We start from the raw sequence: 21162 nt of genomic DNA, 5'->3' as shown, positions 1-21162 counted from the left end.
TTTTCAGCCCTTTTCTATAGAGCTTCATGCTCTTGTTATTTTTAGGTTAAATCAAATGGCGTCTCCTGATACACGTAATAGTTCAGCCAGTTGGTAAACAATAGGTTCGAATGAGCACGCCAGCGCATCGGCGGATTCAAAAGATGATTTCCCTTCGGAAAATAATTTTCCGGAAGCGCTGTGGAAATACCGCGGCGGCTGTCCCGCTCGAATTCCTCGCGGAGCGTTTCCCGGTCATATTCGCCGTGGCCGGTCATAAAGATCTGCTTGCGGTCTTTCGTTGCGAGCAGGTATAGTCCGGCATCGTCCGACTCGGATAATATATCGAGTGCGTCTATTTTCTTCACATCTTCAAGCCGGGTTTCCGTATAGCGTGAATGCGGGGCCCAGAATACTTCATCAAACCCGCGCAGCAGCTTCTCTTCCGGCATCTGCACCGTATGCTCATAAACACCGAACTTTTTCTTTTCCATTGGATGCTTCGGAATGCCGAAATGGTGATACAATCCAGCCTGGGCACCCCAGCAGATATGCAGGGTCGACGTTACATGGGATTTGCTCCATTCCAGGATATCCGTCATTTCCTCCCAGTAGTCCACCTGTTCAAAGGGAAGCTTCTCTACCGGCGCTCCGGTAATAATCATGCCGTCGAATCGTTTGCTGCTGACTTCATCGATTGTTTTGTAAAAAGCAGCCAGGTGCTCGTGCGGCGTATTTTTGGAGGAGTGGGTATTCGGATGAAGAAAAGACACGTCAAGCTGCAGCGGCGTGTTGCCGAGCATACGGAGGATCTGGGTTTCCGTCGCTTTTTTCAGCGGCATTAAATTCAAAATGAGTATATTCAGAGGACGGATGTCCTGATTGTAGGCTCTGCTTTCGTTCATGATAAAAATATCCTCTTTGGTGAGAATATCTTTAGCCGGTAAATGGTCGGGCACTTTAATTGGCATTAACTCTCCTGCTCCTTTATCTCTATTTAGGTCTGGCTGGAATAAGCGGTAGATAATGATAGAAAAGTATCACGAATAGACGTGGAAAGCAACTGTATGTATACCTCTCCGTGCTAAGGAGAAGCGGTATTTTTCAATAAAAGACAGGCCGGCAGGACATTCTGCCGTACCAATCATTTGTTATTCTTTCCACCAGTCGTCATGAATGGTTACCGGCTCGCTGCGCTTATGTCTCGTTTTGGTGTAATAATTAATCAATTTCTCCGAGGCGTCAGCTTCTATTTCTTTTCCTTCCAGAAAGTCATCGATCTGATCATAGGTCAGGCCGAGAGCTTCTTCATCGGAAAGGCCGGGCTTATCTGACTCCAGGTCGGCGGTTGGTACTTTTTCAAACGTTTCTGCCGGCGCTTCAAGCTCTCTCAGCAGTTCTTTGCCCTGGCGTTTGTTCAATCCGAACAGCGGAGCAATATCGCAGGCGCCGTCGCCGTATTTCGTATAAAAGCCGGTAATTGCTTCTGCGGCATGATCGGTTCCGATAACGAGCAGCTGATAATGGGCGGCAATGTCATAATGGACTTTCATCCGCTCCCGGGCTTTTGTGTTTCCTTTATTAAAATCTGTCATTTTCTCTCCGGTACCTTCCACAAAGTCGCTCTCGGAAGCATCGACTGCCTTTTGGATATTAACGGTAATCGTGCGGGAAGGATCGATAAAAGAAAGGGCAAGCTGGGCGTCCTCTTCGTCATGCTGCACGCCATAAGGCAGACGAAGGGCGATAAATTGATAGCCTTCTCCGGTTTCATTGAGTTCATTCACTGCCATCTGAGCGATTCTGCCGGCAAGCGTGGAATCCTGGCCGCCGGAAATCCCGAGGACAAATCCTTTTGCTCCGGATGCAAGCAGATAATTTTTCAGAAACTCTTTACGGATCGTTATTTCCTCTGCTGCCTGCACAGATGGATGTACTTCAAGGTCGTTTATAATATGCTGCTGTGTAATAGTCATAGTAGTCCCCTTTCTTTTAGTCCTATTTTTCCTTATTTTCTCTTTTTTTAAACCTTGCCGGCAGAAAGACGAAAACGCCTGATGTCTTCGGAAAGACCGCAGGCTTCCAGCACTTCCACCTGTTTCGGGCCGCGGATATCAAAGTGGGAATACTCCTCGCGGTAGTGAATCCAGTGGGGCTGAAAGCCAAACTGCCTGCCCCATTCGAGCAGCTTGTCGTGATCGCCGCAGGCGGCTTTTGTGACGGTATGAAACTCCGGATAACGCGGGTCATACCAATAATGAGTTAAAAGCGCAATGTCGCCGGCCGCAGCTTTATTTTTCCAGTCGGCCAGCTCTTTTTTTGAAATGCCAAATGCCATAAAGGCCTCCTAATGCGACACTTCCCTCGTATACATCTCGTGCCACTCCGGAAGATGTTTTTTGATGGAAAGCGGGCGGAAGCTGTCTTTGGATACGCACACATGCTCAGACGAACCTTCCACACACGTTTCCCCGTGTTCATTGCTGATCAGGTAGCCGTATTCGATACGGACACCGCTGTAATCTTTCACCCACGTCTGGATGGTCATTGTTTCATCGTATACAGCAGATCTTTTGTATTGCAGATTGATGCCGGTAACCGGGGACAGGTAGCCCTGCTTTTCCAGCTCATTGTAGCGGAAGCCCAGTTTTTTTATCAGCTCTGTGCGTCCGAGCTCGCACCAGATCACATAGACCGAATGATGGACGATACCCATCTGATCTGTTTCTGCGTAGCGGACCGGCACCGACGTATAGGCGGTTGTGCGTGTCATTTAACGGTCTCCTTTAATACTCTCTTTTTCTTTATAGGCTGCTGCCTTTTTTGCATCTGTTTCATTGAGTTCGTGCAGGTTTCCTTCTGCCGCGTCCATCACCCGTCCGGCCTGCTGCTGAAACATTTCTTCAGCCATATCTTCAGCGAAGCGGGCATTTCCGGAGGTATCCATCCGCTCATATGCATTTTTAAGCACATCAAGCGCGGCCTCCGTGCACGTATAGCCGTACTCTTTTGTTTTCAGACGGGTAATTTCCAGAAGCTCTTCGGCGCTGTAAGGCGGAAAATAGAATGTCTTTTTAAAACGGGAGCGGAGGCCGGGATTGATTTCAAGCAGATGATCCATAGGCCCGGCGTAGCCGGACAGAATCACTACCAGATTCTCGTCATGCTTGGTCATTTCTTCCACAAGCGTATCCAGGGCCTCTTTGCCGAAATCCGACCGGCTTCCCGTTGCTAACGCGTAGGCTTCATCAATAAACAATACGCCGCCTAATGCTTCACGGATTTTTTTTCTTGTTTTCACGGCAGTCTGGCCGGTATACTCAGCGACCAGATCGCTTCGTCCGCATACAATCGTATGGCCCCGCTTCAAAAATCCCATTTCTTTTAAAATGCCGGCATAAAGCTTTGCCACGGTTGTTTTTCCTGTTCCTGCCTCTCCCGTGAAGACGGTGTGAAGCTGCAGGGGAACACTCGGCGCCCCTTCTTCTTTTCTTTTTTTCTGGACCGATATAAAGCTGGCTAATTTTTTCAGCTCATTTTTTACTTCCTGTAAGCCGATCATTTCCTCTAATTTTATCATAGGTTCTTTACGGGCGTCTTCATCTAATGAAAAAGCCGATCCACTCATATCCTCGGGCGTAAGGATAGAATAATCCTCTACGCTGACATCGGTCTTTTCACCGATTTTGGATCCCTTTTGGAAAATAGCGTCCATGATAATATTTTTAGCGGTGCGTCCATTTCCGAATGTTTCATCCACCTGCTCTTTTTCCAGGCGCTCCTGCAGGACACGACGGCTTGCGTCATTGAGCATAAAGTCGTTGTCGATCGCCGTTTTTTCTGCAATCTGGGTCAGTTCTTTCATCGAATAATCGGGAAGGTGAATATGGTTGCTTTCCGGAAAACGACTGCGCAGACCCGGGTTCGAATGCAGAAACTGCCGCATTTCCTCCGGATACCCGGCAAGAATAATCGCAAAGGAACCCGCGTACTCGCCGCTCGTCATAGCTGATACGAGTGTGTCCACCGCGGTCTGCCCGAAATCATTGCCGGACATTCCTTCACGGCGGAGGCTGTAGGCTTCATCAATAAACAATACGCCGCCGACCGCTTCCTTTACGAGATGCATGGTTTTTTCTTCGGTCTGGCCCACATAGGCCCCGACAAGCTGGGAACGGTCCGCTTCCAGTACTTCATCGCGGGGAAGAATACCGAGGTGATGATAAATTTTTGCAAGCATCCGGGCAAGCATCGTTTTCCCGGTACCGGGATTTCCGGTCAGAATCATATGAAGGCTCCGCTCATCCTTCCATTGATATCCCTGGTCTTTGCGCTGCTTTTGATACTGCAGGTAATGATACATGCGGTGGACGTTATCTTTACCTGCTCGAGCCCGATCATCTGGTCAAGTTCGGTCAGCGGATCCCCCGGCAGCATCGCCGTATATTGATCTAATGATGCGAACTGGCTCTCCCAATCCTTTTTTACGTCCTGCAGCTCTTGAATGGAGAGCTTCAGCTTTTTCACCTGCTCCGGGGAATAAAAGGAGCCGGAAGCAGTCTCCAGGTATTCTTCAGCTTCCTCCGCTACTTTTGTATATAACGCGGTCCCTCTATGGACGGCTTCGAGAATGCCGGGAAGATGCTCAGCGAACAGCGTTTCATCTACGGTGGACTGCTGTAGAATGTCGGCTGCCTGCTTGAGCTGCTCTCTTTCGGTTTCTGCATTTGCTTTTAACTGCTCGGCCGCTTTTTTTCTTGCAGAGCTCTGGTCCGTTTCCCGTATCGGTGCCATAGCACGGCTAAATGCCATATCCCGGACGGCAAATAACGTTTCCAGTCCTTTTAAAAATAACAGGTCTTTTTCGGTATCATCCCACTCCAGTCCCTGTTCGACCCAGCTGCGGATCAGCGGATCAAATCGGTCCCTTCTGGAAAATCGTTCTTTGGCCAGAACCGCATAGGCTCTGGCTGCCAGACGGCACTGTCCGGCATCTGCTGCATCTATCTGTCCAATAAATTCCTGAACCGCATCAATGGATAGTGAGGAAGGCTGTTTTTCCCAGGCTTCTACCTTTTCTTTCAGCTGGTCAGTGGATGAAATCGTCATTACGGGTCTCTCCTTTTATACGAAAGCATGCTTTAGCGTAACAATCCATGCTTCTGCCTTTATAACAAAACTCCAGGGAACCATACCCTGGAGTCTTTCTATTTCTTATTATACTTGCCTGCAAGCCAGCGTACAAATAAGGCCAACCACGTGCCGAAAATACCGCCTGCCGTGTTCAGGATCACATCGTCAACATTGGAGACCCGGTACGTAAACATAAACTGGGCCGACTCAATGCCGATAGAGAGCACACAGGCAAACAAAGGCACCAGCCAGAAGACTTTGGTGCGGGAATGGATAAGCAGCCCAAGCAGGAAGCCAAAGGGCATAAACATAATAATATTCCCTGCCAGAATTGTCAGTGGATCCATGATGTTATCGCTGTAAAGTGCAATATTCATAATGCTTTCAAATGGATGTAGGTTGTAGTTACGGCTTCCCGGTCCCTGCGCACCGTATGACGAGCCGTAGTTCCAGGCCAGCAGGGTTACGTATAGAAGGGCCGCCATATAAAGAAGAAAGGCTGCCACAAGTCCTTTACGGAATTTTGTGTGTTTTGGTTCTCTTGATGCTGGTTCTTCCTCTGTCACGGTTATACCTGCTTTCTGCTGATGAGTTCACTCCTATATTATGATTTTTTCCAGCCGTTATAGCAATAGATATTTTTACACTATTTTATTTCACAAACAGGATGTGCACATAAAAAAACCCTCCGCGCCTGAAAGGCGGGAGGGCTTATAAAGCGTATTAGTTATCGCGCGCTGCTTCTGTTTTCGCAAGGTTGTTGCGAAGAACCATCTGCAGGATACCGCCGTGGCGGTAGTAGTCCATTTCGATTTCACTGTCAAAGCGGGCGATGACCTGGAATGTTGTTACTTTTCCATCTTCATCTGTAGCCACTACTTCGATAACATCACGTGGACGCACGTTGTTGGTTACTTTTACATCAAATGCTTCTTTACCAGTCAGACCAAGTGATTCCGGGCTGTCTCCGTCTTTAAACTGAAGCGGAAGAACTCCCATTAACACGAGGTTACTGCGGTGGATACGCTCAAAGCTCTGGGCAAGAACTGTTTTAATTCCTAGAAGGTTAGTACCTTTTGCAGCCCAGTCTCTGGAGCTTCCCATGCCGTAGTCATTTCCGGCAATAACCATAAGATCTGTTTTGTCATCCTTGTACTTCATGGCAGCGTCATAGATAGCCATCGTTTCGCCATTTGGCCAGTATGTCGTGTAGCCGCCTTCTGTACCCGGAGCAAGCTGGTTCTTAATGCGGATATTAGCGAATGTACCTCTCATCATTACTTCGTGGTTACCGCGGCGGGAACCATACGAGTTAAATTGAGCAGGAGACAGGCCTTTTTCGATCAGGTAACGACCGGCCGGGCTGTTTTTCGCAATAGCGCCTGCTGGTGAAATGTGGTCTGTTGTTACACTGTCGCCAAATTTTCCGATAACACGAAGGCTGTTAAGCGGCTTAATGTCTTCCGGATCTTTCGCCATGTCTACGAAGAATGGAGGATTCTGAATATACGTGGATTCCTCATCAAAGTCGTAAAGAGCAGCATTTTCATCAGACTGGAGATCATTCCAGCGGTCGTTGTTTGTAAACACATTTTCGTATTCTTCTTTAAAGAGCTTCGGAGATACGTTATTGTGCACTGTGTTCTTGATTTCTTCAGTCGTAGGCCACAGCTCTTCAAAATAGATGTCGTTTCCGTCTTTGTCTTTACCAAAGCTGTCCTTGTAGAAATCAAAGTTTACATTTCCAGCAAGTGCGTAGGCGACAACAAGCGGCGGAGAAGCAAGATAGTTTGCTTTAACGAGCGGGTGGATACGTCCTTCGAAGTTTCTGTTTCCGCTTAGTACAGAGGAAACCAAAACATCGTTATCTGCAATCGCTTCTTCCACTTCGATTGGAAGCGGACCGCTGTTACCGATACACGTTGTACAGCCGTAGCCGACAAGGTTGAAGCCGAGCTGGTCAAGATAAGGCATAAGACCGGCATCTTCCAGATAGCGTGTTACAACTTTCGAACCTGGTGCAAGCGATGTCTTCACGTATTCCGGAACTTCGAGTCCGCGTTCGATCGCTTTCTTTGCAAGCAGGCCGGCACCAATCATAACGTAAGGGTTGGACGTGTTTGTACAGCTGGTAATCGCTGCAATCGTCACAGCACCTGTGCTTAATGTGGTTGTTTTGCCGCTTGGGTGTTTTACTTCTACTTCTTTATCTACATCTTCAGGAGCCAGGCCGAATCCCTGATTGCCTGCTGGAGCTGTAAGTGCTTCATTGATTTCTTTTTCATGTCCGTCAGCTCGATAAGGTCCTGAGGACGTTTCGGCCGGAAAGACTTGGAAGAATCCTCAAGTTTTACTTCAAGAACTCTTGTAAAGTTCGGCTCTTCGCTGCCGTCTTCGTAGAAAAGATGGTTAGCCTGGCAGTAGTCCTTTACAAGCTGAATGTGGTCTTCATCACGGCCGGTAAGGCGCAGATAGTTCAGCGACTCTTCATCTACCGGGAAGAAACCACATGTGGCGCCATACTCCGGAGCCATGTTGGAGATTGTCGCGCGGTCTGCAAGAGGCATTTCCTTCAGGCCTGGGCCGTAGAATTCCACGAACTTGCCGACCACGTTTGTTTCACGAAGCACCTGTGTTACTTTAAGTGCAAGGTCCGTTGCTGTAGCGCCATTCGGAAGGGCTCCTGTAAGCTTTACACCGACTACTTCCGGCGCAGGGAAATAAGAAGGCTGCTGAAGCATTCCTGCTTCTGCCTCAATACCGCCTACGCCCCAGCCGAGAACGCCTAGTCCGTTGATCATTGTTGTATGGGAATCCGTTCCGTGTCCGGGAACGTTTCAATTTCGCCGTTCTGATTCTTTAGCGTGTACTACGGACGCAAGATACTCCAGGTTACCTGGTGAACGATACCCGTAGCCGGCGGTACAGCACTGTAGTTGTCAAATGCTTTCGTGCCCAGCTGAGCAGTTTATATCTTTCTTCGTTTCTTTCAAATTCAAGATCCATGTTGCGGCGGAGGGAATCTTCCGCGCCAAAGCGGTCTACCTGAACAGAGTGGTCAACACAAGGTCAACTGGAATCGCCGGATTGATTTCCTGCGGGTCTCCCCCGATGTCTGCCATTGCTTTACGAAGCGACGCAGGTCACACGGGCACGCCGGTGAAGTCCTGAGAATAACACGGGAAGGCTTAAATGGTACGTCCTCTCGTTGTTATTTTCGTTCCCCATTTAGCAAGGCTCTCTACGTGTTCTTCTTGATTACTTTTCCGTCCTGTCTTAGAACAGACTCAAGCAACACGGATAGAATAAGGCAGCTTAGCTACATTACCTACTCCAGCGTCCTCAATAGCTTTTAAATCATAATAATGATATGACTTGCCGCTCGATGAGAACGTTTTGCGTGCATTGAACAAATCGTGGTTTTCACTCATATGTAGCATCCTCCTTTTAGTTGTATCATATAACAGACGGTGTTAAATGTCGAAAAAAATATCCCATCTCGGATTCGTAACCTGGCTTTAGTTGATATGCCATTTCCGTCCACCCCTTTAGAATAGCAAAATTCCGGACAAATATAAATGGCTTTCCGAAAAAATTAATCCGGTTACACATAACGGTACGTTTTTAAACGTCTAACCCTTCTTTTTCCAGTTCCATCAGGAAGGCGGTGATTTCGGTAATGTCGGCATCCTTCAGGGTGCGCATATCAAACAGAAGCTGCTCTTTATGCACCCTGGCAATAACCGGTCGTCCCTGCTTCATCCGCAGAGCCCGTGCTGCCTGCTCTGCTGTTATAGTCACTGTATTAAGACGAACAACCGTCGTTGGAAGCATCACTTCCGGCATCGTCCCGCCCCCCACTTTGGAAAAATCATCCGCTCTGCTGAGCGTCCATTCCCGAAGTCGGCATTCTTTTAAAAATAAATCTGCCTTTGCCACAAGCTCTTCTTTTTCCATTAGCAGCATGTGCACGGCAGGAATATCCTCCGTGCCTGTTCCGCCGGGAAGATAGGCCTTGATGGTTGCTTCAAGTGCAGCCAGCGTCATTTTATCGCAGCGGAGCACCCGGGCAAGCTGATGTTTTTTCAGGCGGTCGATTAAATCTTTCCGCCCGGCAATAATACCCGCCTGCGGCCCGCCGAGCAGCTTATCGCCGGAAAAGGATACCAGATCGGCTCCTGCTTCGAGCGCTTCTTTAACGGTCGGCTCCTCACCTATTGCATGGATACGGAAATCATATAACGCGCCGCTTCCAAGATCCTCGTAAACGAGTACTCCGCGGCTTTTCCCTATCCGGCTCATCTCTTTTGTAGAAACGTCGCTTGTGAACCCCAGCATCTTAAAATTGCTCGTATGCACTTTCATCAGCATAGCCGTCCGCTCGTTTACAGCATCCTCGTAGTCATACGGGTGGGTTTTATTTGTGGTGCCCACTTCTTTAAGCACCGCACCGCTTTCTTCCATTATAGATGAAACCCGGAAAGACCCGCCGATTTCCACGAGCTCCCCCCGGGATACTACAACCTCTTTCTCCGCCGTCAGGGCACGGAGCACCAGATATACGGCAGCGGCGTTGTTATTTACCGCCATGGCTGCTTCCGCTCCGGTCACTTCGCAGAGAAGGTCTTCGAGAATATCGTGCCTCGATCCGCGGCTCCCCGCTCCACGTTATATTCCAGATTGGAGTACCCGGAAGCGGCCTCAACGACTTTTTTTACAGCGTCCGGGCTTAAAGGGGCACGCCCAAGGTTCGTGTGGAGAATTGTTCCCGTCGCGTTAATGACGCTGTGCAGCCGCTCCGAAAAAAAGCGCCGAACCTGCTGCCCGGCGTGTTCAATAATAATTTCTTCAGCTTTTTTCTTTGATTCGAGCGCCATTCCGTCCAGTACGGCGCGGCGGAGGTTATCCGTTTCGGCCCGGACGATATTTGTTACGGTCCGTTCATCATTTGTTTCATCTATTAGAAGACGTATCTGTTCATCCTGAAGCACGGCATGAACGGAAGGAATATTTCTTGCATCCGGCATGATAGTGACCCCTTTAATTTATGAGGGCCCATAGCCTCTCAGTTTTTCGATTAACTGCTCTTCGTTTGGAAATTTCCGCGTTTCTTTCTTGGAATGCACTTTTTCGTCATTTACGTATACTTCAAACACACCGCCGGAGGACGTGACAAGCTGTACTTCTTTGATGGCTCCTCCATAGGCTTTATATAGGGCGTCCGTGAGACTCACGGCCTTTGGTGAAAAGTTTCACTGCATGCAGAATTCGATCATAATTTTCATCGGAGACCCACTCCTTTGCTTTTATCTATTATTATTGTAGTGTATGGTTTGTGTTCTCGCAAATAGAGCGCTTATACTGATAAAGTAGAAAAAAGGAGGGTTCGAGAATGAATAAAGAAGAAGAAATCCGCCTGACGACGCTTTCCTCGAAAGCTGGTTGAGGCTGCAAAATAGGTCCTGAGGACCTGGCGCAAGTATTGCGTCATATACCAAAAACCGCCCCTGACCCTGCTCTTCTCGTCGGAACTGACACATCAGATGATGGAGGAGTCTATAAGCTGACCGATGACATTGCTCTCGTTCAGTCTGTTGACTACTTCACACCGATCGTCGATGACCCCTACGAGTTCGGACAAATCGCTGCCGCAAACGCCCTGAGCGATATTTATGCGATGGGAGGCACGCCGAAAACGGTACTGAATATTGTTGGCTTCCCTATCAAGAAACTGCCTGATCATGTACTTGCAGGCATTATGAAAGGGGCTGCCGATAAAGTCAGGGAGTCCGGCGCTACAATAGTCGGCGGGCACTCAATTGATGACGATGAGCCTAAATTCGGCCTTGCCGCTACCGGTATTGTGCACCCGGAGAAATTCTGGGCAAACAAAGGCGCGAAGCCCGGTGATGTTCTTGTGCTCACCAAACCGCTTGGCGTCGGCATTATGACGACCGGTATTAAAAGACAGGCCGTTACAAAGGAACAGGAAGCAGCAGTGACGAAAGTTATGGCATCTTTAAACAAAGAAGCCGCTGAAGCGCTGCATGCCTATGAGCCCCGCGCCGTTACGGATGTGACCGGATTCGGTCTGCTCGGCCACTCTTATGAGATGGCTTCTGCAAGTGAAGTGACGTTCCGTTTTCATTCGAACGACATCCCGCTTCTGGAAGGAACTTATGAACTGGCGGAAAAAGGAATTATCCCCGGCGGTTCTAAATCCAATGAATCTTACCTGCTCGATCATATACACCGCGCAGACAATGTGAGTGCTGTCACACAGCAGATTCTTTGTGACTCAATCACTTCAGGAGGCCTGCTTGCTGCCCTCTCCCCGGAACAGGCGGAAAGCTACGTCAAAGACCTTCATGCAGCCGGTATTATGGAAGCAGCCATTATTGGTGAAGTAGAAGAAAAATCTGATTACTACCTGGAAATTGACTAATACAAAAAAGACGCATTCCGTTACCAAACGGTCTGCGTCTTTTTATCTGCCATCATATTTTTTCCATAAATCCGTTCAATTACAGTATCATTCAGCCGGCTGGGAGGACCGTCATACACGACCTCTCCTTCAGACAGCCCAATAATCCGGTCAGAATACATTTTAGCAAGATCAATGTCATGCACGTTAATCATCGTGACCAGATTGTTTCGCTTATGCACTTCTTCTATGAGAGAAAAAATAGAGCGTGAGGTGCCGGGGTCAAGACTGGCTACCGGCTCATCTCCTAAAAATACGTCGGGATCCTGAATCAGGGCACGCGCCACTCCGACACGCTGCTTCTGGCCGCCGCTCAGCTGTTCAATTTTGCGGTCTTCCATGCCTTTAAGGCCGACCTGTTCAATCACATCAGCTGCCTGTTTTTTTTCAGCCGCCGAGAAAAAGCCCCCCAGGTTCGACCAGGGATCTTTTTTGCCAAATAGGCCGGACAGCACATTTTGCTTTACCGTAAGCCTTGGAATAAGATGAAAATGCTGAAAGATCATTCCGGCACGGCTGCGCCACTGCCGCTGCTCCCGGCGTGAAAAACCGGCAAGGGATTTACCATCAATCAGGATGTCTCCGTCTGTAGCAGGCTGCAGCGCATTAATTGTCCGGATCATCGTCGATTTTCCGGCACCGCTGGGTCCGAGTACACTGACAAATTCTCCGCGCTCTAAAGAGAGATTCAGCTTTTTAAGCGCAGGCTCTCCGCCTTTTTCATATTGAACAGAAACATCTTTTAATTCAATCATGCTGATCATCTCCTCTCTAAATTACGCGCTTACGAACAAAGGCACCAAACAGGTCAACCAGAATTACCATGGCCATAATACATAATACTTCTACGCCAACGGCCGGATAATTAAAGCTTTCAAAGTCATTGATGAGACGCCTGGCCGATCCCGCGCCGCCGATAAAACCGAGAAACGAGGAGGTGCGGATAGCCACTTCAAACCGGTAAAAATACTGTGATAGAATATTGGGCCAGATCTGCGGGATAATCGCAAACAGATTGCCGACTTTTCTTGTTGATCCAACCGATTCCATTGCCTCCTGCGGTCCTCTATCCGAGGCCTCAATCAACTCCGAAATTAATTTTCCCAACACGCCGATGTTATGAAGAAAAATAGCAAAAACGGCCGGGAAAGGTCCCAGTCCCAATACAACGACAAAAATAAGGCCAAATACGATTTCCGGCACGGAACGAAGACCGGAAAGAAAAAAGCGGTTAATATAATATAACAATGGATTGCTGCTAGTATTTTTTGCGGAAGCGAATGCCAGCGGCAGTGCCACCAGCAGGGCAAAAAATGTACCTAAAAAAGCAATCGCCAGCGTGACGAGCATAGGATCAAACAAGGACGGGAGAATGCTCCAGTCCAATGGAAGAAAACGGTCGCCGATAAAAGAAAATGCCTTACTGAAGTTTGCAAAGTTTTCCCATTCGAATTCTGTTTTCCCCATCGCCCACCACGTGGCAATAATTAAAACGACAGTGTAGATAATCAGCCTTTTTCGAAACCAAATCATTTAACGAACCCCTTTTTCTCTAAAGCAGACGTACTAGTCCTCAATCGCGTCCATATTCAGCATGCCGAAGTCTTCGGCTGCCTGCGTAATGGATTCGTAGTTGCTGTGGTCGGTTTCTACAAAGGCAGAAGCGCCGCCGAACACATTGAGTATTTCCTCGTCTTCAATATTTATAAAAGCTTCCTGGATGTCTGCTTTTAACTCATCATCCATATCCTCCGGCACGGCCCAAGGGTACTGATACAATTGATCTGATTCCCAGATGGTGCGGATCTGGCTCTCATCAATAGCGCCTTCCTCCACCAGTTCGTTGTAGATCGCGCTGTCGATAGCACCGGCGTCAACGTCCTGTGACTGAACAACCTGTGCCGTTACATCGTGGGAGCCCGTATAGCGTACTGAAGCAAATTCATTTTCCTGTTCTGACTCAAACGCTCCGCGCTCTCTAAGCTCCAGGCCGGGAATAAGCGACCCGGACGTAGAGGAAATGCTGCCAAAAGCAAAATCGACTTCCCCGCTGTCTTCGAGCATCTCATCTAATGTTTCCCAGGGCTGGTCCACGTGTGTAATAATGTAGGAATAGTAGTACGGCTCTCCATCAATTTCCTGAGTTAATATCGCTTCCGCTCCGCTTTCTTCATGAGCGATTACGTAGGTAAGCGGTCCTAAATAGGCAAGATCAAGCTCACCGTAGTTTAATGCTTCCACTACTGCGTTGTAGTTCGGATAGGTTTCTACCGACACTTCCTGATCGAGGCTTTCATTTAAGGTGTCTTCCAGGCTTTGTACGCCGCTTTCCATTTCACCTGATGACTGCGCCGGGATAACCGCTACTTCAAGCGTATCCTGCGTTTCTTCTCCTTCTCCGCCTCCCTGTGATTCTTCTTCTCCGCCGCCGCACGCGCCAAGTACGAGTACGCTTCCTGCGGATACTGCTGTCAGCCATTTTTTCATTTTCGTTTCTCCCCCATTTTCCAATATGTAATAAGAATTATGCAGATTTCGAATGTGATTGCGTTAATAAGCTATCATTGATTATGATAAAAGTAAAGACAAACGCCCCTATGGAGGATGCCCTATGAATGAAAAATGGCTTCATGTATTTGTCGTTCTCGCAAGAGCGCGCAGTTTTTCTCTTGCTGCCCGCAAGCTCGATATATCCCAGTCTACCGTAACAAAGTATTTACAGCATTTAGAACGCGAGCTTCATGTATTATTAATAGAACGAAAAACCCTCACCCTTACAGATGAAGGAGAGGCTTTATACGCTCAGGCCGGGCAGTGGCTTCAGGACTGGGCCAGGCTCCGCAGCCAGTTTAACAAGAACAGTGCGCCTTATACCGAGACGCTAAAACTTGGCGCCAGCACGACGCCCGGCACCTATTTCCTGCCGGGGCTCTGTGCGAACTGTCATGAGCAGTTTCCACGGACTAAATTTTACCTGCAGGTAGATGATTCCAGCACGATTACCGATCTGCTTCTGCAGCGGGAGGTAGATGCCGCAATTATCGGCCAGGCCTTTCATCACCCGGACGTTCATACGGTTCCTCTCTGGAAGGATCAGCTGGTTCTTATCGGCCCGCCGGATGCCTCCCCCGGACCGGCAGAATCTTTTGCCGATATCAGCTGCCACCCCTTTATTAAGCGGAAAAAAGGCTCCGGCACCTATCTGGCTGCGGAACAGAGCCTGCAGCAGTGGGGCGGATCCCTTCTTGACCTGGAAACAGCCGCCGTCGTGCCGAACACAGAAAGCGTACTTTCGCTCGTGCAGGCAGGGATCGGCTATGGCATTATTTCCGAATACGCTCTGGCTTCTGCTGTATCCAGAGGCTGTGTGAATAAAGGCCGCCTTCCCGGATTCCGCCACCTCCATCTGTCGACGCTTACTGAACGTGCAGAGGAGCCGATGATTCATGCTTTTTCTGAGCTCGCCCGCACCTTTCAGGCCCCGGTTGTTTCATCACACTAGGCAGAAGAAAAGACAGTTCCTAAACGGAGCTGTCTTTCTCTTTGCCGGCATGACAGATTTCTTTATATATACTCTGATACTGCCGGGCTTCTTTGTCGCTGGAATGACGTTCAAGCACGTCTGATTTCGCCTGGCCGGTGAGCTTTTTTTTCAGCTCCGGGTTGTCGAGAAGCTTTTCGAGCTGCTCGTGGAAGGTCCGCTCATCGCCAAACAGCAGGCCGTTCTTTCCATCCTGGATCACACTTTCATTTCCTCCGTTACGTCTGGCAAGGACAGGAATTTGATGCATCATGGCTTCCAAAACCGCCATCGGCTGGCCTTCTGACAGGGACGTATTAATAACTACATCCGCCCATTCATAGAATGCAGGCATTAATTCCATTTCCACACCTTCATGATAATGCATCCATCTTCTTGCTTCTGCAGCCTGAACGACTTCCTGCTTTACGGTTTCTTCCATCGCTTCGCCCACAATCATAAATTGAATGGAAGGAAAACGAACTCTCAATGCCTCCAGTACTTTTAAACCAAAGAGCACATCTTTCACACTTCTCAGCCCGGCTGGGATTAGAATGTTCGGCGTTCCGCTGTGGGTCTGCAGCCAACCCGAAAGCTCATTATTATGCACAGCCGCCGCCGGATCCACTCCCTGGGGAACGATACTAATGTGACGACTTAGTTCCGGGTAAGCCTGATCAAGCTTTTTTACGCCATCGCGGCTGAAAACCGAAATCCGGTCCGCCTGCCGGACAAAAGCTTCCAGATCCGCTGCCTTCTGCTTCTGTTGGATATCTACATTAATATCTGTTCCGCCGCTTGTTAGTACGTAAGGCATTTGCAGAGCTGTATCAGCCAGCTGGAGCCATTCATATGTGCGGCGGATGTGAAGGGCGTGAACCACATCAGCCTCTGCCAGCTTAGCAAGGCCTTCTGCTTCCGGTTCTTCTTCATATGCAAACAAAGTAAAAGGCTGGCCTATTCTTTTCATGGAAGCTTCCAGTCTCCGTGCCGTTGTGGCATTGCCGCGTCTGGATTGGTAATAAGGAGTCAAAAACAGGACGTTTGGAAGGGTAGTCATTGCTCCAGCCACTCCCTCACATCGTCTTTACGCTTTGTCCATCCAGAAGCATCAAGCGCTTCAAGATACGGCACCATGAATTTGCGGCTGAGCGGCAGAATTTCCTTGGCTTGTTGAAGCGTGAAGGATTCCGGAAAGGCTTTCTTTAAAGAAAGGGCCTTGTCTTTAAAAACTTCCGCCGGCCAAATATGAGTATCATCCATTTTCACTGCCCGGTTTCTTTCCAATAAAGACCACTTCAATTCCCAGCCTACATTCTCCGGCAGGCCGGCTGCTTCCATGTATTCGTTCCATGCTTTTACCTGCAGTCCGTCTTTTTGCCATTGTTCCTGAAGGTTTTCTATTCTGCGTTCCCAGCCTTTTGGAGCTGTCGGTGAAAACTCCGCCAGGGCGATAAATTGCTGATGGGAAACAAGTTCTCCCTGGTTAAGGGCCTGCTGTATCAACTGTGCAGCGAATTCTTTCGGAATCCCACGCTGGACGTGGGATTGAATTAATTCCTGCCGGTTTTGACCGGAGCGCAGAGAGTGCGCTTCATGAAATTGCTGCAGCTGTTCTTTAATAACGGCAAGCGTTTTCTGCTGCTCCTGAACAGAGGTGACTTTCTTTTTCCCCATCCATACAAGCGTGCCATTCTCCAGACCCTGATGGATCAGCTGCTCTACCTCCTCTTCCGGGCGGCCTGTCTCTAGGGCCCCTTCTTCCTTACTGAGCCACGCGTTTTTTCGTATTGCTTCTAACAGCTGTTCTTCCGGTGTATCTTCCATCATTCTTTCAAGTGCTTTTACTGTATCTGTACCAAAGCGGTGCTTTTCCGCCTGCGCCTGGATCACCCAGCCGCCTGCAAACGTTTCAGCCGGAGATGGACGGCGCAGAATAAAAGCATCGCCTCTTTTTGTAACGACTTTTTCTTCAAGCTCCAGCTGGCAGATCACCTCATCAAATCCCGGCTCCAGCGTATTGCGGTCAAAAAAGATAATTTTGCCGTATACTTCAGCTGTTCCAAGGTGAAGCATTACGTAGCCGCGCTGCTTTACTGCATACGCGGCCGCTGTCGCCCCATAAAGCACTACATCAAGCCTGTCTGTGGTTGTATAATGCTGGGCCGCCACGAGCACATCACCACGATGTACATCCTGCTTCGAGACGCCGCTGATATTAAGGGCAAGTCTCTGGCCAGCACTTCCCGACTTTACCGGTTCATGATGTATCTGCAGCTGGCGTACTTTCACATAGGTCTGCTGAGGAAGAAGCTGCAGGGATTCTCCTTCTGCAACACTTCCTTCATATACTGTACCTCTGACGACAGTTCCCTGCCCGTGCACGCTGAATACATTATCAATCGGCAGACGGAAGGCCCCCCGCGGATCGCGGTCCGGTACTTTTTCCAGCATATGTATCAGCTGCTGTTTCAATTCGTCCAAACCTCGTCCGCTCAGGCTGTCTATAAAAACCATTTCCGCGTTGGCAAATGGCGTCCCCTGTACTTCATCACGGATATCTTCACCAGCCAGCTCCAGCAGTTCCTCATCCACCTTATCTGCCTTTGTTACAGCAATGACGCTCCCCGGAATGCCGAGAAGCGTTAATATCTCCAGGTGCTCTTTTGTCTGCGGCATAACGCCTTCATCGGCTGCAACAGTTAAGATCACCCCATCAATTCCTGCGACTCCGGCAATCATCTGCCGGATAAAACGCTCGTGCCCCGGCACATCAATAATAGAGACATCCATGTCTTCCCGCAGCGTAAGCGGGGCAAATCCTGGTTCGATGGAGATACTGCGGTCTTTTTCTTCTTTCAGCCGATCGGTATCTATATTGGTTAAAGCTTTCGTTAATGTGGTTTTGCCGTGGTCAATATGCCCGGCCATTCCTACTGTGAGCATTCGTTTTGCCATGCTGGTCCCTGCCTCTCTCGTCCGGCGCTTTTCTACTGTTCCATCTTACTATCCCGGCGACCCTCCAATCAAATAAAACAAGTCCGGCCCGCATCTTAAATAGTTGTAATTCCCGTAACGTAATAGTAGAATAGCGAAGTGCACCATAAAACAGATGGGGCTGGTTGTGTAGCTGGTGCTTACCGAGGTCTTCAAAACCTTCAGGGAGGCGCGTGCCGTCTCCGGTGGGTTCGATTCCCACACAGTCCCGCCATACATATAATATACGTTCAGACAAAGCAGAGTAAATCTATTTAATAGAACAAAAGAAGCTCCTTATTAAAAACAGGAAGCTTCTTTTTTATATTCATCTGTTTATATTCATCTGTTTTTATTCATCTGTTTATATTCTTCTTTAACATTTTAAAATTAAATAGTAAACAAAACTAAACAAATCGCCGTAATAAGAACCCCGCCTATAAAAAATATATCTTCTTTATGGTAAGGCATAGTTTGATAGCGGGTGCGGTTTCCGGCCCCATCAAATCCTTTCACTTCCATAGCGGCTGCCGTTCTTTCTGCTTTACGGATGGCTCCGGCCATCAACGGAATGGCGTACTGTTTCCACTTCCATATACTTTGCTTTTTCCTATACTACGCATGTGATGTGCCCTTTTTATCTGCTGAATTCATCATGCAGCTGAGGAAGAAACTGATATGCAGCCATAAGCCCGTATCCTATGACAGGCGTGAGTTTAAATTTCTCCATCAGGCTCAGTACTAAAGCAGTTGGACTCGTTGTTAACACAAACAATAACGACCAGGAAGCGAATACAAGCGCACGCAGTCCGAGCGAAAGACCAATTTCAATATTTTCAGCAGCAATGGGAAGACTGCCGATTTGAAATAACACCGTCTCCCCCCGCTCCTCCGGAAACACGGCCTGGAGCCATACAAAACTAAACCCAAAGAACAGGAAGGCAGCAAAATAAGGAGCAGACGCTGAATAGGAACACCTCCTAATACCGCAATAGCAGTCATCGTCGCTGCCAGAAGAAATAACGGCCGCCACACGTCGTATATAGGAATCATGCAAAGCTTATTATTATTAGGCTCAACAGCTTCACTGTTGGATTACACGCTGCAAAAAAGCGTTCTGAAGCTGATACGCTTCAAACATAGATCCGTTGTTCCTTTTTCTGTCTCATCCCATGCAGGCCGGTATTACCCGCCGGCACGATGAATCTGATTGGGTGGAAAAAAGAGCTGTATCTCCTTCATAATAAACAGTCCCTTCATCTATTGCAATCACACGACTGGCATAGGAATAAACAATTTAAATCATGTGTAATCATGACAATTCTTGCCTTCTTCCTGCAGCTTTCGAAGTATCATTAAAAGGGCATCGGTGTTTCTCTGGTCCAGGCCAAACATCGGTTCATCAAGCAAAAGAATCGACTGACTGCTTGTAAGCATGACAGCTGTCGACAGTCGTCGTTTCTGCCCTGACTCAGCTGAAAAGGATGGCTTTTTTTTTTATTCTGCAGGCAAACAGATCGAGTAATTCCTCTACCCTTCTTTTATAGCTTCTTCTTTCCATCCTTCGATTTCCATGCTGTGTCTCAGCTCTTTTTCCACCGTTACATGAATAAACTGATGTTCCGGCTGCTGAAACACAATACCAATCGCAGATGCGATTCTTTTCATCGATTTTCGGGTGAGCTTTTCCCTAAACAAAGACACATCCCCCTGCTCCTGTTTCAGCCAGCCTGTAGCAGTTGAAACAGCGTGCTTTTCCCTGATCCGTTGCGGCCGACTACGCGTGGAATCTCCTTATAAAACCGGCAGCTCAGCTCATCTATTACTTTGGTGCCTTTATAGCGGAAACTGAGCTTTTCTCCTCCAGCACTATATTTTTCTCATCGAGTCCCCGCTTCCAGCGGGACAGGAAGCACGCGGTTGATTATTTTGCAGAGATGCCTTGTTCCCTCCTGCCACTGCTTTATAGTTACGGCATCCTCTGAATAGTCCGGATGCTTATTCTTCAGAGCATGGCTGCTTTAGTTACGACGGCAGCCGAATACCCATGCTTACATGCTCTGTGTGTCAGTCAACACGTCCCGCGGGGCGCCATCTGCAATACGGACCCTCTATCGTCCATAACAATCAGCCGGTCTGCCAGCTCGACAACCTCATCGAGCTGATGTTCAATCATGATCAGCGTCTTTTCTGCGTCCTGTTAATTACCTGCAGGCATTCAGCCAGACTGCGGCGGGCGGCAGGATCAAGCTGGGACATTGGTTCATCAATAATCCATATATCGGGGTCCTGGCACCAGAGAGATGCCATCGCCGCTTTTTGCTTCATCCCGCCGGATAAAGCATGTATCGCTGTATCAATGCGCTTGCATTCCCACCGCTTTTAACGCGCTTTGCATTCGGCTGTCCATCTTTTCTTGAGCAATGGCTCTGTTTTCCATTGTAAATGCTAATTCATCACGAATGACTGCCATGCAGAACTGAGTATCCGGATCCTGAAACAATACGCCTGTTTTAGCGGCTGCTTCCATTATGCTCGATGCGATGGTGTTTCTCCGTCCACCTGAAGCTCTCCTGCCACGTCTGCTTCTACGATCTCGGGAAATGCCCTGCACAGCCAGAGTGAGCGTGCTTTTACCCGATCCGCTTGGACCAATTACCAGCACATTTTCTCCACTCCTAATTCTTGATGTGAAGCCGGCCATCGCTGGTTCCTTCGTAAATGGATAAGTCACTGTAAGCTGATCGGCTGTTATCATGAGATATCCTTTTCCATCGTTCGGCTGCGGTACTGCTTTCCTAATGCAAATCGATCGAGCACCCCTGTTTTCAGCGCATCACTAAAGCTTTTTCCCGCCCATCCGGCTAAGTGCTCCGCTGATCAGCATCGTCCCATCATCGCTGCAGCAACATAAAGGAATACTGGTTGATTCCATATAAGAAGTACTGCGTCCAAAAAGCCGCAAAGGTGCCTCCCATACCCGCCAGCATTAAGACCGGCAGCGAGAAATAACGGTAGAAGAACAAGGCGAAAATAAGCTCAGCCCCGTCCCTGAGTAAAACCGAATTAA

Annotated in this window: 18 protein-coding genes, 1 tRNA gene and 4 pseudogenes; 3 read left to right on the top strand and 20 right to left on the bottom strand. The window is 48.6% G+C overall.

The annotated features are described in order from the left end of the window. Nucleotides 1-41: 41 nt before the first annotated feature. The 10 genes and pseudogenes from metA to MMY81_RS07280 all read right to left on the bottom strand — a co-directional run. Nucleotides 42-950, bottom strand: coding sequence for a homoserine O-acetyltransferase MetA (gene metA, locus MMY81_RS07325; RefSeq protein WP_120192125.1), 909 nt, complete (start codon nucleotides 948-950; stop codon nucleotides 42-44). A gap of 180 nt (nucleotides 951-1130) precedes the next feature. Further along, nucleotides 1131-1955, bottom strand: a complete 825-nt coding sequence (gene nadE / locus MMY81_RS07320) for an ammonia-dependent NAD(+) synthetase (protein ID WP_252312271.1) — start codon at nucleotides 1953-1955, stop codon at nucleotides 1131-1133. Between the two features lie 47 nt (nucleotides 1956-2002). Then, complete coding sequence (locus tag MMY81_RS07315) at nucleotides 2003-2317, bottom strand: hypothetical protein (RefSeq protein ID WP_252312270.1); 315 nt, start codon at nucleotides 2315-2317, stop codon at nucleotides 2003-2005. Between the two features lie 9 nt (nucleotides 2318-2326). Continuing rightward, the gene (locus tag MMY81_RS07310) at nucleotides 2327-2752 is read right to left on the bottom strand and encodes an acyl-CoA thioesterase (RefSeq protein WP_252312269.1); all 426 of its coding nucleotides are present in this window, start codon (nucleotides 2750-2752) and stop codon (nucleotides 2327-2329) included. Next, nucleotides 2753-4267 (bottom strand): AAA family ATPase, encoded by a 1515-nt coding sequence (locus MMY81_RS07305; RefSeq protein ID WP_252312268.1) that lies wholly within the window; start codon nucleotides 4265-4267, stop codon nucleotides 2753-2755. Next, entirely contained in the window at nucleotides 4264-5088 is an 825-nt protein-coding gene (locus MMY81_RS07300) for a hypothetical protein (RefSeq protein ID WP_252312267.1), read from the bottom strand. The genes MMY81_RS07305 and MMY81_RS07300 overlap by 4 nt, the downstream gene beginning before the upstream one ends. Nucleotides 5089-5186: 98 nt before the next feature. Beyond that, a complete protein-coding gene (locus tag MMY81_RS07295; protein ID WP_245960921.1) occupies nucleotides 5187-5678 on the bottom strand; it encodes a VanZ family protein in 492 nt (163 codons plus the stop codon). A gap of 157 nt (nucleotides 5679-5835) precedes the next feature. Next, nucleotides 5836-8552 (bottom strand): annotated as a pseudogene (gene acnA / locus MMY81_RS07290) (aconitate hydratase AcnA). A 184-nt stretch (nucleotides 8553-8736) separates the two neighbouring features. Further along, a pseudogene (gene selA, locus MMY81_RS07285) lies at nucleotides 8737-9989 on the bottom strand (L-seryl-tRNA(Sec) selenium transferase). A 168-nt stretch (nucleotides 9990-10157) separates the two neighbouring features. Beyond that, nucleotides 10158-10352, bottom strand: a pseudogene (locus tag MMY81_RS07280) (Rdx family protein); the annotation flags it as partial. Nucleotides 10353-10504: 152 nt separating this feature from the next. On the opposite strand from MMY81_RS07280, the gene selD reads away from it, so the two are divergent. Beyond that, a complete protein-coding gene (selD, locus tag MMY81_RS07275) occupies nucleotides 10505-11557 on the top strand; it encodes a selenide, water dikinase SelD (RefSeq protein ID WP_252312265.1) in 1053 nt (350 codons plus the stop codon). A gap of 20 nt (nucleotides 11558-11577) precedes the next feature. Here the strand turns inward: selD and phnC are convergent, their stop codons facing one another. From phnC to phnD, 3 genes are read right to left on the bottom strand one after another with little or no spacing between them, the layout of a single operon-like run. After that, nucleotides 11578-12351, bottom strand: a complete 774-nt coding sequence (gene phnC, locus MMY81_RS07270; protein ID WP_252312264.1) for a phosphonate ABC transporter ATP-binding protein — start codon at nucleotides 12349-12351, stop codon at nucleotides 11578-11580. A gap of 16 nt (nucleotides 12352-12367) precedes the next feature. Continuing rightward, nucleotides 12368-13129, bottom strand: a complete 762-nt coding sequence (gene phnE, locus MMY81_RS07265) for a phosphonate ABC transporter, permease protein PhnE (RefSeq protein WP_252312263.1) — start codon at nucleotides 13127-13129, stop codon at nucleotides 12368-12370. A 33-nt stretch (nucleotides 13130-13162) separates the two neighbouring features. After that, the gene (phnD, locus tag MMY81_RS07260; RefSeq protein ID WP_252312262.1) at nucleotides 13163-14083 is read right to left on the bottom strand and encodes a phosphate/phosphite/phosphonate ABC transporter substrate-binding protein; all 921 of its coding nucleotides are present in this window, start codon (nucleotides 14081-14083) and stop codon (nucleotides 13163-13165) included. Nucleotides 14084-14207: 124 nt separating this feature from the next. Here phnD and MMY81_RS07255 point away from each other — a divergent pair, with 124 nt between their 5' ends. Then, a complete protein-coding gene (locus MMY81_RS07255) occupies nucleotides 14208-15098 on the top strand; it encodes a selenium metabolism-associated LysR family transcriptional regulator (RefSeq protein WP_252312261.1) in 891 nt (296 codons plus the stop codon). Nucleotides 15099-15117: 19 nt separating this feature from the next. Here the strand turns inward: MMY81_RS07255 and MMY81_RS07250 are convergent, their stop codons facing one another. Together MMY81_RS07250 and selB are read right to left on the bottom strand one after the other, a co-directional pair. Continuing rightward, on the bottom strand, nucleotides 15118-16176 hold the full coding sequence (locus MMY81_RS07250; protein WP_252312260.1) for a glycosyltransferase family 4 protein: 1059 nt from the start codon (nucleotides 16174-16176) through the stop codon (nucleotides 15118-15120). Further along, nucleotides 16173-18074, bottom strand: coding sequence for a selenocysteine-specific translation elongation factor (selB, locus tag MMY81_RS07245; protein WP_252312259.1), 1902 nt, complete (start codon nucleotides 18072-18074; stop codon nucleotides 16173-16175). The genes MMY81_RS07250 and selB overlap by 4 nt, the downstream gene beginning before the upstream one ends. A 156-nt stretch (nucleotides 18075-18230) precedes the next feature. On the opposite strand from selB, the gene MMY81_RS07240 reads away from it, so the two are divergent. After that, nucleotides 18231-18327: transfer RNA gene (locus MMY81_RS07240), tRNA-Sec, on the top strand. 155 nt (nucleotides 18328-18482) lie between these two features. On the opposite strand, the gene MMY81_RS07235 is transcribed toward MMY81_RS07240, so the two are convergent. The 5 genes and pseudogenes from MMY81_RS07235 to MMY81_RS07215 all read right to left on the bottom strand — a co-directional run bounded on the left by MMY81_RS07235 (nucleotide 18483) and on the right by MMY81_RS07215 (nucleotide 20796). Next, nucleotides 18483-18689: a CbiQ family ECF transporter T component gene (locus MMY81_RS07235; protein WP_308215275.1), complete on the bottom strand. Its 207-nt coding sequence runs from the start codon at nucleotides 18687-18689 to the stop codon at nucleotides 18483-18485. A gap of 40 nt (nucleotides 18690-18729) precedes the next feature. After that, nucleotides 18730-19125 (bottom strand): energy-coupling factor transporter transmembrane component T family protein, encoded by a 396-nt coding sequence (locus MMY81_RS33075; RefSeq protein WP_308215274.1) that lies wholly within the window; start codon nucleotides 19123-19125, stop codon nucleotides 18730-18732. A gap of 269 nt (nucleotides 19126-19394) precedes the next feature. After that, on the bottom strand, nucleotides 19395-19529 hold the full coding sequence (locus MMY81_RS33290) for a hypothetical protein (protein ID WP_256497871.1): 135 nt from the start codon (nucleotides 19527-19529) through the stop codon (nucleotides 19395-19397). A gap of 93 nt (nucleotides 19530-19622) precedes the next feature. Next, nucleotides 19623-19790, bottom strand: a complete 168-nt coding sequence (locus MMY81_RS07225) for a P-loop NTPase family protein (protein ID WP_252312258.1) — start codon at nucleotides 19788-19790, stop codon at nucleotides 19623-19625. Between the two features lie 480 nt (nucleotides 19791-20270). Then, nucleotides 20271-20796 (bottom strand): annotated as a pseudogene (locus tag MMY81_RS07215) (ABC transporter ATP-binding protein). Nucleotides 20797-21162 lie beyond the last annotated feature (366 nt).

The organism is Sinobaca sp. H24 (assembly GCF_023845525.1).
Note: the sequence above shows the minus strand (reverse complement) of the source record. Positions and strands in the feature narration are given on the sequence as shown.